Source organism: Leptolyngbya sp. FACHB-1624, assembly GCF_047649235.1.
Classification (GTDB): Bacteria; Cyanobacteriota; Cyanobacteriia; order Leptolyngbyales; family Leptolyngbyaceae; genus Leptolyngbya; species Leptolyngbya boryana.
This window is the reverse complement of the sequence record NZ_CP180258.1, coordinates 321,738-334,785: the sequence shown is the minus strand read 5'-3', so window position 1 is coordinate 334,785 and position 13,048 is coordinate 321,738. Positions and strand designations below refer to the sequence as shown.

The window sequence follows — 13,048 nt, the reverse complement described above, 5'->3', positions numbered from 1 at the left end:
CAGAAATAACGCAAAATAGTGGCGAACCCCCTAATTTTCCTGATTTTTTTAATGCAAACCCAAACAACTGCACTTACAATCTTCTTGTAAATTTGTGCAAAACAGATTATGTGGGATGTGTTGCCCCTGCGCGCGATCTTATATCAACTGCTCTTTATCGTCTTAGCGATCGCAGTCGAAGCCCTCGTGCTGCAGAAATATCTTGGAATTGGGAAAAAGTCCAGCATTCAGTATGCCGCAACTGCAAACTTGCTTTCGACAGTCGCGGGCTGGTTTTTGTTTTTCGTCATTGAGCCTTGGCTTCCTCCCACTTGGCGACAGCAATTAATTAACTATATTTTCTTTGATCTGACCAGCACTCCGCCTGTGCTGATTGGCTTAGCGTTCTTGACCTTTTTAGGCACATTTGTTGTAAAACTCCAAAGCCTCAATTGGCTCGACTTAATCTTGGAAAATAAAAAGCCAGTCGAAATCGAAGTCCGCGATCGTACCAAATTTCAAGGCAGAAAAGCTCAGCGTCAGGCATTCTCAGAAATCCCAAATCGTGCCCTAGCAGTGCTTTGGGCAAATGCCGCCAGTTTTAGCGCCATCACCTTGATCATCGCGATTCGGACATTTTCTGAACCGCCTAATAATTTTTAATCGCATCCACGTATGGCATTCATCACCGATATTGTTAAAGAAATTCGTAAACTCTTGCAGCCCCCTCAGTGGGCATCCTGGCAAACGCTAATATTTTTGAGTATCTTTAGCGCAGTCGTGGCTGCGCTCACCACGTCCCCAGCGCCACAAATTGCCCAACGGATCATTTCATCCTTTGGCTGGCTGTTCCTGGTTTTAGGCGTTTGGTGGTTTGTCTACGAACCGAATGTCAAAAAGAAACTCACGTTTTTTAACTTATTTCTCGGACCTTGGATTGTCGGCGCGCTGATTTGTATTTGGTTTTTCGGCACGATCGAAGGCAGAACGATTCCGACTCAAGCCGCATTCATCAGTTGGCCTCCGATTTCGTCGATTGTTTGGGCAGCCCCAAAATTTGTCAAATCCGATCCCAAAACCAAAAGCCCCATCTACACGAATCCCAACAAAGGACACCGCCAAGACATCATTCTGCTGATGCTCTCGAATTTAGTCCTCAGCTGTTGGTTTCAGTTTTACTTCCAAATCAATACTTGGATGACGCAATATCCTTCACTCCGAGCCGATAACCTCAGCCGGAGCGCTTTTGTCTGGCGACCCCAGGAATTTGACAAGGCGGCAGCGTTATCGAGAGGTGCAGATATCTTGAACCTTGCCGCTCAAAGAGTTCGTTCCGACCTTGAAGGAAAACCTTGGTCAGAAGTAGAACGCTGGCTAGAACAACTCGATCGACAAGTTCCAGAATTGCAGCAGCAGGTGAAATCGCAACTGCCCAAAGTCGCCGAAGCAGAGTTATGGAATCTCAATGCTAATGTGATTTCAGATGCGTATGATTTGCAACTCAGAGCGACTTGGACAGGACCGACCTCTCGTCGCGGCGGATATGAGTTGAGCCGAATCTGCCGCATTGCCCAAGCTCGAAGACAAGGACCCGCGACCCAGTTCAATTTCGATAATGCTTCTCCGCCTGCAACCGCTCCGACGACGCCAAAACTGGTTGGGACGGTTCAGTGTGGAGCCATCACCCAACCGAAACAAATCGAACAAGCCAAACTGTGATTCTTCGGGCAAAATGAGGAATCTGATTTTCCCATGGAGCAAGGAGAAAGCAATGAGTGAGGCAGTCTTGACGATTGGTAGCACCTTCAATCGGATCGGTGCGATCGCATCGAATGTGTTTCGAGAAGTGATGCGCGATCGCATTCTTTATCTCGTCATGTTTTATGCAGGCGCACTCATCCTCGCCAATTATCTCCTGCCCGAAATCGCGGCTACGACTGAGAAAAAAATTCTGCTCGATCTCGCCCTTGCCACGATGCCAGTGATTGGACTGATCGTGGCAATTTTCATCGGCACAGGCTTAGTGAATAAAGAAATTGAGAAACGCACCGTCTTCGTGCTGATTGCGAAACCTGTGAGCCGCGCCGAGTTCATCATTGGTAAACATTTGGGGCTGTCTGCAGTCTTGGCTGTTTTGATTGCAGCTATGAGTCTGATTGCAGTCGGCATTTTATTGGTGGAAAAAATTCCGTTTTCTCTGCCCAATTTGCTGATCTCATCGGGGTTTCTGCTGCTGCAATTGTCGTTGATTAGTGCGATCGCCATTCTCTTCGGTGTTTTTACAAGTTCACTGCTGGCGATGATGTTGAGCTTCGGGATATACCTGATGGGACAACTCAGCCCAGACATTGTGAAGTTTGGCAAACTGACTAAAAATCCTGTGATTGAAACCGTTACTCAAGGACTGTACTTAGTCTTGCCTGACCTGACACGGTTGGATTTGAAGAATCAAGCGGTCTATAACCTGATTCCGGCTCCACAGATTTTATTAGGCAACGCACTCTATGCATTTCTTTATATTGCGTTTGTTCTGACGATCGCGTCGCTAATTTTTTCACGGCGGGAATTCTAAGCTTCATACTTCCGTACCCAATCTTAAGGCTTTAGTTAAGTGCCCACCCTGCCCGTTCTAAGTCATCCGTAGATCTCGGTACGATAGTTGGTGAACCTAATTCACAATCTCATCTCACCCCCAGAGTTATCAGATTGCCGTTTCAGACCTTCACCCGTTCAATGATTGAGACTGCGGCATGACTACGCAACTGCATCTACATCAAACGATTCGAGGCAATGCGATCAGCGCCTCACTGCGCCAAGTTTTCACGCAATCTGATTCCTGCGCGACCAATCAACTTGCAGCCGAACTTTGGATTGAGCGCTTCTTAAATCATTTAAATGCTCGTCTCCAAGACAGTTTAAATTCGGAGCCGACGGAAGCGAAACTCTGGCAAATGCTCGCGGACGAACTCGGTCACGCCTTATCGGGTGAAATCGTAGCAATTGCCCTGCCGATGGAAGCTGACCAAGCTGATCAAGCTGACCAATTTGAGATTCAGCATTTAGCCGGATCAATGGTGCAACTTAGCCCTTCGATTTGCATCGCCCGTCATGCGATCGAACTCGAACTCGGTCGCACCTTTGAACTCGCTGCTCTACAGAACCTCCGGCAATTAGAATGGCAAAACGCTTGGGAATTGTGCGATCGCAAAACGACTTACGGCTGGCTCGTAACCGTTTCTTCTCCAATTTCTTCAACAGCGATCGATCCGATATTGATTCAACTGCGCGATCAATGCGTCAGTCGCGCGATTTCCCAAACGGTGCAAGTGATTCGCCACGGCAAAAAGACCGAAGCATTAATCGAGCAATGCCAAGCCCTAAAAGCACAAAACCAAGAACTCAGCCAAATTAGCAAACTCAAAAGCGAATTTCTCGCCAACACCAGCCACGAGATCCGTACTCCGCTCAGTTCAATTCTCGGTTTCACTCACCTGCTCAGAGAGCAAGGCTACAATCCCTCTAACTTACGCCACCAGGAATACCTAAAAATCATTCTCAGCAGTGGTCAGCATCTTCTCGCTCTGATTAATGACATTCTCGATCTGTCCAAAATCGAAGCCAATCAGCTTACTCTCCAGCAAGAAACGATCGATGTCATCGAAGTCTGCAAACTTGCACTCAAACTCGTCCAGGAAAAAGCAAACGATAAAGGGCTACCCCTCAAACTCGTCGTCGCACCCGAAATCACAACCATTGCAGCCGATCCACTCCGGCTGAAGCAAATGCTATTCAACTTGCTCTCCAATGCCCTGAAATTTACCGAGCGTGGGTCGGTCGGCTTAGAAGTTAAAGCGATCGATGATTTCATGCACTTCATCGTCTGGGATACAGGCACAGGCATCTCGCCCGAACAACAGCAACTCCTCTTTCGCCCCTACACCCAACTGAAAAACGCGACCCCCGGTGAAGGCACAGGTTTAGGTCTAACACTCACCCAAAAACTTGCCGAACTACACGGTGGATGGGTACGCCTCGACTCAGAACTCGGCGTTGGTTCTCGCTTCACGATCGCGCTCCCACTCACCATGCCCATCAATACCGATCCCACCTCCCCCCCCAACCAACTCTGCCTCTCCCCCACTCCCCATCTCCCCACTCCCCCACTCCCCCACTCCCCCACTCCCCTTAACCCCACCCGCTCCAACCACATCCTCCTCGTCGAAGACAACGCCCACAATGCCCGCTTGATCATCACTTATCTATGCAAACTCGGCTACGAAGTCACCTGGTCAAAAGACAGCAAAGAGATGTGGCAATCTCTCAAGCAATCGATTCCTGCCGTGATTTTGATGGACATTCATCTACCTGAAGTGAATGGTTTAACGCTGACCCAGCAGTTACGATCGAGAAAACGCTATCGCTCCATTCCGGTGATCGTCCAAACCGCAATGGCAATGAAAGGCGATCGTGAAAAATGTCTCGAAGCCGGAGCTGTTGATTACGTCTCAAAGCCGATTGATCTCAATGCTTTAGCGCAAACTGTTGCAAGGTACAGCCAAAAACGCTGAAATTCTAGGTTTCCTTTATATACTGGTTAGGCTGAGCTACCCGTTTATATTTTTGAGTTATGCAAGACGTTCCCGCCTGGTTATCTTCAATCGTTTGGACAGATTACCGTTTGGCAGTCTTGTTCACTGTCATCTTGCCACTCGCTCTCCTGATTTGGGCGACCGTACAACAGGTTGAAGCCCTGCAAAGATTGCTCTTGATTTATTGGCGCGTTTCTAGCTTGTTGGCGATTACCCTCTATTTACTGATTGGTGTATTGCCGATCGGGTTTTTCTCTGGTTGGCTTGCGAGAATTCTGATTCCGATCGGGCTTTGGTATTGGGCAGATTTGAATGAAGAAATTCGCGATTCGCCGTCGAGTTCGCTGAAATTGGCGCTGGTGTCTTGGCGCTGGGCAGTTTCAGTCTATTGTGCGATCGGGGTGATTGGACAAATCCCAGTCTTACGCTGTGCAACCTTGGCGAGTCAGCAGATTTTAGGAGATGCAGCTTGCCGAGTTTGGCTAGATCCACCGTTCTTGTTCAGAGAATATCTTCACTCTGGAGTCAGACCCTTTGTTCTGGGATTTTTTGGCATTGTCGGACTGGTCATCTACATTCTCTATTTAGGCTACTTCGTCTTTTTCCGTCTCGGGAAGCGGAAACGCTCTGCGATGGAAAATTAGTCCTTGTGTTTATCTATTCATCAGTTTTCCCATGAGTCATTCAATTGGACAGCGTTTAGAGCAGTACACCATTAAGTGCCCCAATGAAGTCTTATTGGTGTCGATCGAGGCAGAAGGACAGCCTGATCAAATTGCGATTTTTAAGGGATTCTCCAGTTCGCTGATGAATCCAACCTCATTCGATCCGGATATGCCTGTGCTGCCGGATGATGCGATCGTGCAATCTGTCGATCGCTTGGAGAGTCCTTACAATCCCAATCATCCACGATTTGTCGAGCAGGGATTGAGTTGGCTGGAGTTCCAACGGCTGTTAGATGCGGCTGGGGTGTAGTCTAAATACCTAGAGATACGCCTCAGTGTGAGATAGACTGCAAGGGTGCAACGGTTTAACCACAGTTATTTTGTGTGAGGATGTGAGTTATCTATGGTGTCATTGCCATCAAAGGCTGAATCGCTCAGCCGCTTTTCTTCCCGTTCCCAACACTGGGAAGCGTTACCTTTGCCAGAGTCTGCTTTGTTTGGAACGGATGGGATTCGAGGGAAGGCTGGAGACTTGCTGACGGCTCCCTTGGCGATGCAGATCGGATATTGGGCTGGACAGGTTTTAGGTTCCGGAAATCGCGCCCCGATCGTCATTGGTCAAGATTCGCGCAATTCAAGCAATATGCTGGCAATGGCACTTTCTGCAGGATTGACCGCAGCAGGCTTAGAAGTGTGGGATTTAGGATTGTGTCCGACTCCAGTAGTAGCGCATTTAACGCACTACAGTGAGGCGATCGGCGGTGTGATGATTTCTGCTAGTCACAACCCACCCGAGGATAATGGCATCAAGTTTTTTAATTCAGATGGCTCGAAACTCGCGTCAGAACTTCAAAAGCAAATTGAAGCTTGTCTGCGAGGAGAAAGAAAAATTGCATCCATTTCCTCGCAATGGGGACAGCATTTCCATCGCTCCGAATTGATTGAGCAATATATTCAAGCAATTCAGCAACCGTTGATGGCTGAATCGGCTGAACCCTTTGCTGGATTGAAAGTCGTTTTAGATTTGGCGTGGGGTGCGGCGACTCGCTCTGCCGCAGATGTTTTCCGGTCTTTGGGTGCGGATGTGACGGTATTACATGCTGATCCCGATGGCGATCGCATTAATGTCAATTGTGGCTCAACGCATTTGAATTTGCTAAAAGCTGCGGTGAAAGAGCAGGGAGCAGATGTTGGATTTGCGTTTGATGGCGATGCCGATCGCGTCTTAGCGGTCGATAGCCAAGGTCGGACAGTCGATGGAGACTACATTCTCTACCTTTGGGGCAAGCACCTTTTAGCAGCAGGACAACTCCCAGGAGCCACGATCGTGGCTACGGTGATGTCAAATCTTGGATTTGAACGGGCTTGGGAAAAGTTAGGCGGTCAGTTAATCCGAGCTTCGGTTGGCGATCAGTATGTTCATGCCGACATGATCAAGCATGGGGCTGCTTTGGGCGGTGAACAGTCTGGACATATTTTGTGTCCACAACACAGCGTCAGTGGAGACGGATTGTTAACGGCGTTGCACTTAGCAAGCTTGATTCAGCAATCGGGTGGAAACTTGGCAGAATTAGTCGATCGCAGTTTCAAGACCTATCCTCAACTGCTTCGCAATGTGCGGGTCGAAGATCGGACTCAGCGCTTGAACTGGCATCACAACGCAGCCGTTCAAGACGCAATTTCTGAAGCTGAAGCGGCAATGGGCGATCGTGGACGCATCTTAGTCCGTGCATCCGGAACAGAGCCAGTAATCCGAGTCATGGTTGAGGCAGAAAGTTCTGATCTGGTAGAACATTGGACAGAGCGCTTAGTTGCGACTGTTCAGCAACATCTGACCTAAAGATGCGGTAGGGTGAGTGCTGTTGTTTCTCACCCTGACTGTACTTATGTTTCAAATTCGTGCTGCACTCCCGGCTGATGTTCCAGCAATTTTCTCGCTGATTCAGGCATTAGCAGAGTACGAAAAACTCTCGCATCAGGTTACAGGCTCGATCGAGCAGCTTCACACACATCTCTTCGGCGAAAAGCCTGTAGTTGAAGCGATCGTGGCAACCGTCCATGAACACGCGATCGGGTTTGCATTATATTTTTATAACTATTCAACTTTCCTTACAAAGCCAGGAATCTATCTGGAAGACCTGTTTGTTTTACCAGAATATCGGGGTCAAGGGATTGGAAAAGCACTCCTGACTCAATTGGCTCAAATTGCCTTAGAGCAAGACTGTGGGCGCTTAGAATGGAGCGTTCTGGACTGGAATGAGAGTGCGATCGGGTTCTATGAACGGATGGGTGCAACAGTGCTTCCAGACTGGCGAATTTGTCGCGTTACAGGCGAGGCTTTGTTACAAATGTCAGCTTTCTAACCGAAATAAATATGTCAAAATTTTCTGTAGGATTCTAGAGGATACGACCATGACAATTTGGGTAAATGAACAAGTTGATCCATCTGGACTGATGTATGCCTGCATTGCCTGCTGCGATGAAACGCAAGCAAATGAATGCCATCAATCCTTTGAAGAGAACCTCACCGCAGATCAAAAAGCAGATGGTTGGATCGCTCGGATGCGAGAAGTCAGCTCTTGGGATGAAGTTCCTGTCAATTCGTTGAAGCTCGATTAGCTGCCAATTCTTTCACCTTGCTCTAAGCTATAAGCGGAGCTTGCAGGAGAGAAGTTTATGTACGTGTTAATCGGGGGCGCGGGTCTGATTGGGGTGAGTTTGGCTCAACGTCTGATCGATCTAGGGCACACGGTTGCAGTGATTGATGTGAATCCTGCGGCTTGTCGATATGCTCGTGAGCAGTTGGGAGTGATTGCTTTTGAAGGCAGTGCAGTCAGCACAGAAGTTTTGCTCGAAGCGGGCATTCGCAAGGCAGATGCGATCGCAGCAGTTCTGAGAAGTGATGCTTTAAATCTGGCAATGGCGACTTTGGCAAAGCATTATGGTGTGCCGAATATTTTGGTGAGAATGCGGCACAAGGATTTTGCTGAGCCTTATCGCCTTGCTGGAGCAACGCATGTGGTTAATGCGATCGAGCTTGCGGTTTCGACGATGGTGAATGTCATCGAATACCCCGAAGTAGAATCGATGATGCACTTCGAGCAAGGTCAGATTGAAGTCTTTAAGCTGGCAATTCCTGCAAATTGCAATGTAGTCGGACGCAGTGTGGCTGAAGTTGCACAAGATTCTCGATTTCCAAAGGGGTCATTGATCATTGGCTATCAGCCTCATGCACATATGGATCTGGCGATTCCGAATGGGAGCACGATTTTAGAGCCGGGTTCGACCGTTTTAATGGTTACTAAACCCGGATTTATGCACGAGGTCATTGATTTCATGCAAAAGTGCGCTGAGTAGAAGTTTTGAGAAGGTAGAGTTTAGTGCATTTCCCCCTTCCCCGATCGAACAAGGTAAGGGGATTTTTTTTCACGGTTCAAACCTGCAAAAGGCAGTTCTACTCATCTAACTGCCAAAGCTCGGTTGTATAAGCTTCGTCTAGGACTTTCTTGGGGCGCATGACGAGAATGACTCGCCCTAATAAGTTGATCGTCGGTTCTTCTTCAAACCATTGCAGTTCTAATTGTTCTCCTTCAGCGATCGCAAAGTAACTGTCTGCGTCCCAGTCTCGTTGCGCTCGATCGATGACAATGATCACTTCTTCCGCATCACCTTCTAATGGAACAGGTAAGCGATCGCTTTGTCCTAAAATCGCGACTGGATCTTCTGCACTGCGGATCACTTGCCAACCCGGAACCGTCATCACTGCGCCGATGCCGGAAAATTGCACGATCGCAAAGATTCCCGTTTCTTCTAACATCGGGACAGCATGAAGATCAGCAACTTTGAGCGGCAGTTTGCCTGCAACGGGTAAAATGCGCGGCAGTTGCTCATCACTGTCAACGCGATAGAGCGGAAGGCGAGGGGCAGGACGCTTGGGGGTAACAGTGAAATCGGTTAAGAGTGCTTCGATCGTTTTTCGAGCTGTTTCGGTGTGCGCGAATTTTAGACCTCTGGCAATGTAGCGCGATCGCTCTTGGAAATCGGATTTTTCTTTCGCAGTCTTCCAGGCGTAGAACGCAACAATGTCACCTGGATGAGCCGTAAAGTTTTCTGGAATTTTGCTCAGGCGAGAAAATTCTTTGAGCGATCGTACAACTTCATGCACTTCGTCTGTGTCTAAGTTCTTCTCAAAGACTAATTCAGCGGCGGCCGCACGTTCTTCTTGTTTGAGCACTCGCAATTCGTACAGAATATCGCTGGCTCTTTGTCCAAAATGGTTTTTAACCGCATCCGAAACCCCGACTCTCAGCATGGTGTCATAAACCTGTGCAGCAACAATGATCTGGTTTTGCTGAATCGGCTCGAATCCAGAGGCTTCAAAGATGGCTTGGGGTGTATATCCTGCTTTCTGCAAGGTTTGACAAGTATGTCCCCACTCGACCCAAGATCCCTGTTTGCGGCGGAGTGAGAGCAGGAGTTCGTCAGCATTTGGGAGGTCTTGAGGTGTCTCGGTCATAGCAGGTTCTTTGTCGGATCTGGATTGGACTAATTCTAGATGATAGTTGATTCTGAAACGCGACCTACCATTAGAAGCAGCCCTTTCACCGATAAGTTTTCTCAAGGATACGCAGAGTTAACATAGAAAAAGAATCTTCAAGAGATCTGTTTAGTTAGGTCACTTCGTCTGAATAAGTTAGGGCGTACGATTGTAATGGAGGTCTTCCTGCTATCAAACATTTCACAGTAGTGAGTAGAAGCAATTAACATGAGAGGGGTATATTTGATTAAACTGGAGTGCTTCTTATGGTTTCATCAGATTTAATCTCTACGTTAAAGGGGCTGAGCCGTCCAGACAAGTTCTATATCATGCAACTTCTGATTTCAGAACTAGCACAACAAGAAGCAGATTTGATTAAACCTGATCAAGCTTATCCAGTATGGTCACCTTACGATGCAGTTGAGGCAGCAGATACAATGTTAAAGGTGTTACAGGCTTCCAAGCATCGAGATCATGCCTAATGTTGAACGATACCCCTTTACTCCTGGCGATTCGGCATTAGGCGAAGCCAGTTTTCGTCCGTATCTGTCATTTACCTTGGTTCACCAACAAGTTTCTGCTGCTGTATCGGGTTTGCTAGATACTGGAGCAAGTGTCAATGTATTGCCCTATTCAATGGGGATCGAGCTTGGGTATGAGTGGGAACGGCAAACCACAGCCCTAAGTTTGACAGGAAATTTAGCTCAATATGAAGCGCGTGTTGTACTTGCTCAAGCAGTCGTTGGGCAATTTGAGCCTGTGCAACTGGTATTTGCCTGGACACAGGCGACTAATGTACCGCTTATCCTGGGGCAGGTCAATTTTTTCATGGAGTTTGATGTTTGCTTCTACCGTTCACAGCTAGAGTTCGCAGTCAGTCCCAAAGCCTCTGTGTCCGAGTAGATTTCACTCTTGGCAACCTCTAGTCCTCGGTGACACCAGTATAGTCGAAAGCCATTTGTGCTCGGTTCAGGATTATCTGCTGCTGATAAATTGAATCGTTGGATGGCTTTGATTTTAGGTGGTGGCAGTGGTTTGAAGTTTCTCGATTAATTTAATTGTCAAGATCAACCACTATTGAGGTTTCTTGAAAGGCATTGGTTGAGGATGCAAGAGACAACTTCAAGCCAGAAATACGGGTGCTTTTCTTTACTCACATGAGGATGCGCTACCATAGCAGCGTCATCTGTTTTGGGAAGTTTGAATCCTCGTATGTACGAAGCCTTCATCGATTTAGACGAATTGATAGTGCGATGCAGAGATAAATTATCAAGAAAGTTTATCCAAGAAGCTGTTTCTTGTTACCGCGCTGGAGCATTCCGCTCATGCATAGTCGCAACGTGGAATGCAGTAGTTTTCGATTTTTTGCATAAGCTCAGAGAGTTGGAGCTTTTGGGAGATTTGGAGGCATCAAGATTACTAGAACAATTTAATAATTTAAGGTCAAGTGACAGACTTAACAAATTTAGAGAGCTTTGGCAGTTTGAGTCTGATATTCCTCAATTTGCACTTACAAGGTTTGAACTAATTTCAAATGTAGAGAAATCAGATATTGAGAGACTGTTTGAGGATCGAAGCCGATGTGCTCATCCTTCTATGACATCATTAGAAGAACCATTTGAAGCCACAGCAGAACTGGCACGTTATCATTTAAGAAGTGCAGTATCACATCTTTTACAACATCCACCTGTACAAGGTCGCGCTGCCCGAGAAAGGATCTTCCAGGACATTAGCTCTGCATATTTTCCATCAGAAACAGAATTAGCAGTAACGTATTTCCAGAACAGTCCGCTTGCAAGAGCAAGATTCACTTTAGTTAAAGATGTAGTTATTGGCTTAACGAAAAGTCTATTAATAGAGGAGAGATCAGAGGATGAGCGTGCGCGACAGCTTTCAGCACTAAACGCTGTTTCAAGTATGTATTTTCAAGAAACAAGAGAGATGTTGAATAGTCAATTATCTGAAATTATTCTTAGCAGGGTCAGTGATGAAAATTGGGATAAGGTTATCAACTATCTTGGCAGTGTTACTGCTTGGGAGGATCTTAGCGAACCATGTAGATTAAAAGCAGAAGCGTTTATTGACAGACTCGATATATTTGAGAAGCAACAAAAATATCCTAGACGACTCTCACAGCAAGCAATCTCTATATTAGTGAAAGCATCTCGTATAGATTTCTTGAAGCAGTCTATAACAAAGAAACTTCAACTCTCTTTGAAAGACTTACTATTATTGAAAGATTCTTGCGGAGATGATTCTTTTAAGGAGATGATTATTATTCCTATTCTACGAGAACTATCGCCACAAGCTAATTTGGATGAATTGATCTCAATGAGAACCGAAGCTTCATTAAAATCTGATGGCACAATCGAAGCAAATATAAGAGAGAAAATCCAATCTTCCTCATTGTGGGAGTTAACTTCAACAGCATCTAAGTATCAAGATGAATGGCTTATTAGCTTAATTGAACTTGCCCTAGAAGAGAATATGACTAGTGCAAGCTTGAAAAACTTACTTGCAGCAAAAGCAAGGTATAAATTGATCAATGAACAAAAAGACAAAATACTTGAGTTGTTTGATATCTCTATTGAGCAGCAAGTCAAGCAAGAGGTAGGAGAGATTTCTTTAGAAGAAGTCGTCGCTTTCATCACACGATACGAAGAAGATGATTTCTTTATAGCTCTAGTTGAACCTGAACTAGAGAAGAAAATCTCTACTGTAAGTTTAGATCGTCTACTGGAAGCGAAATCAACATACAAATTCTTGGCTACTCCAGAAAATAGAATACTTGAAATATTTGATAGATTTATCAGCCAACAGGTGAAGTCAACGCGCTTCAATGACCTATTTGAGCAAAGAAGACATTGGGATGAAATTCCCAATAACTTACTTGAACCAATCTTGAAAAATAATGTCTTAGAAATAATAAAAAGGTTTGAAAAATCAGGCTCTTTTGATTCTGCTGCGATTAACACAAGATTGATAATAAAGATTGCTGAGTACTTAAGCCCTGTTCAGTGGGAAAGTATTTTGGAGGCTTTTTTTGAGAATAGTCAACTTTGCGGTTCATATAGATGTAAAGAGGGATTTGAATCCTTATTCAAGAAGTCCCTAGAACTCAGCCAATCCGTTCAACCTTACTGGCTGAATTTTCGAGAGAAACTGAACAGGTTTAATGATTCATACAGTAATAGTCTAAAGCGGTTAATTGATTCTAATTTATAAGTTCAATTCTCCATGTAGCCAGACATCTACCAATCATTGGAACGGCAATTTCA

Annotated in this window: 14 protein-coding genes; 13 read left to right on the top strand and 1 reads right to left on the bottom strand. The window is 46.1% G+C overall.

Annotation, left to right across the window (positions count from 1 at the left end):
• Positions 1-108: 108 nt before the first annotated feature.
• The 10 genes from fraC to ACMUEV_RS01455 all read left to right on the top strand — a co-directional run bounded on the left by fraC (position 109) and on the right by ACMUEV_RS01455 (position 8,590).
• The gene (gene fraC / locus ACMUEV_RS01500; RefSeq protein WP_190649623.1) at positions 109-642 is read left to right on the top strand and encodes a filament integrity protein FraC; all 534 of its coding nucleotides are present in this window, start codon (positions 109-111) and stop codon (positions 640-642) included.
• Between the two features lie 12 nt (positions 643-654).
• Positions 655-1,698, top strand: coding sequence for a DUF5357 family protein (locus ACMUEV_RS01495; protein ID WP_017291066.1), 1,044 nt, complete (start codon positions 655-657; stop codon positions 1,696-1,698).
• Between the two features lie 52 nt (positions 1,699-1,750).
• A complete protein-coding gene (locus ACMUEV_RS01490; RefSeq protein WP_017291067.1) occupies positions 1,751-2,551 on the top strand; it encodes an ABC transporter permease in 801 nt (266 codons plus the stop codon).
• A 178-nt stretch (positions 2,552-2,729) separates the two neighbouring features.
• Positions 2,730-4,547: an ATP-binding protein gene (locus tag ACMUEV_RS01485; protein ID WP_017291068.1), complete on the top strand. Its 1,818-nt coding sequence runs from the start codon at positions 2,730-2,732 to the stop codon at positions 4,545-4,547.
• A 59-nt stretch (positions 4,548-4,606) separates the two neighbouring features.
• Positions 4,607-5,212 carry a DUF3177 family protein gene (locus ACMUEV_RS01480; RefSeq protein ID WP_190649624.1) on the top strand — a complete coding sequence of 202 codons (606 nt, stop codon included), beginning with the start codon at positions 4,607-4,609 and terminating at the stop codon, positions 5,210-5,212.
• Positions 5,213-5,243: 31 nt separating this feature from the next.
• The gene (locus ACMUEV_RS01475) at positions 5,244-5,543 is read left to right on the top strand and encodes a hypothetical protein (RefSeq protein ID WP_017291070.1); all 300 of its coding nucleotides are present in this window, start codon (positions 5,244-5,246) and stop codon (positions 5,541-5,543) included.
• Between the two features lie 93 nt (positions 5,544-5,636).
• A complete protein-coding gene (gene glmM / locus ACMUEV_RS01470) occupies positions 5,637-7,073 on the top strand; it encodes a phosphoglucosamine mutase (RefSeq protein ID WP_190649626.1) in 1,437 nt (478 codons plus the stop codon).
• 46 nt (positions 7,074-7,119) lie between these two features.
• Positions 7,120-7,596, top strand: a complete 477-nt coding sequence (locus tag ACMUEV_RS01465; RefSeq protein WP_190649628.1) for a GNAT family N-acetyltransferase — start codon at positions 7,120-7,122, stop codon at positions 7,594-7,596.
• Between the two features lie 49 nt (positions 7,597-7,645).
• Positions 7,646-7,852 carry a glycogen debranching protein gene (locus ACMUEV_RS01460; RefSeq protein ID WP_190649630.1) on the top strand — a complete coding sequence of 69 codons (207 nt, stop codon included), beginning with the start codon at positions 7,646-7,648 and terminating at the stop codon, positions 7,850-7,852.
• Positions 7,853-7,909: 57 nt separating this feature from the next.
• Positions 7,910-8,590 carry a potassium channel family protein gene (locus ACMUEV_RS01455; protein ID WP_017291074.1) on the top strand — a complete coding sequence of 227 codons (681 nt, stop codon included), beginning with the start codon at positions 7,910-7,912 and terminating at the stop codon, positions 8,588-8,590.
• A gap of 97 nt (positions 8,591-8,687) precedes the next feature.
• Here the strand turns inward: ACMUEV_RS01455 and ACMUEV_RS01450 are convergent, their stop codons facing one another.
• Positions 8,688-9,749 carry a RuBisCO accumulation factor 1 gene (locus ACMUEV_RS01450; protein WP_190649632.1) on the bottom strand — a complete coding sequence of 354 codons (1,062 nt, stop codon included), beginning with the start codon at positions 9,747-9,749 and terminating at the stop codon, positions 8,688-8,690.
• A gap of 287 nt (positions 9,750-10,036) precedes the next feature.
• On the opposite strand from ACMUEV_RS01450, the gene ACMUEV_RS01445 reads away from it, so the two are divergent.
• The 3 genes from ACMUEV_RS01445 (at position 10,037) to ACMUEV_RS01435 (ending at position 12,995) form a co-directional block, all read left to right on the top strand.
• Positions 10,037-10,252, top strand: coding sequence for a hypothetical protein (locus ACMUEV_RS01445; protein WP_190649634.1), 216 nt, complete (start codon positions 10,037-10,039; stop codon positions 10,250-10,252).
• Positions 10,245-10,673 carry an aspartyl protease family protein gene (locus ACMUEV_RS01440; protein ID WP_190649636.1) on the top strand — a complete coding sequence of 143 codons (429 nt, stop codon included), beginning with the start codon at positions 10,245-10,247 and terminating at the stop codon, positions 10,671-10,673. The genes ACMUEV_RS01445 and ACMUEV_RS01440 overlap by 8 nt, the downstream gene beginning before the upstream one ends.
• Before the next feature lie 309 nt (positions 10,674-10,982).
• The gene (locus ACMUEV_RS01435) at positions 10,983-12,995 is read left to right on the top strand and encodes a hypothetical protein (RefSeq protein WP_190649638.1); all 2,013 of its coding nucleotides are present in this window, start codon (positions 10,983-10,985) and stop codon (positions 12,993-12,995) included.
• Positions 12,996-13,048: the final 53 nt, after the last annotated feature.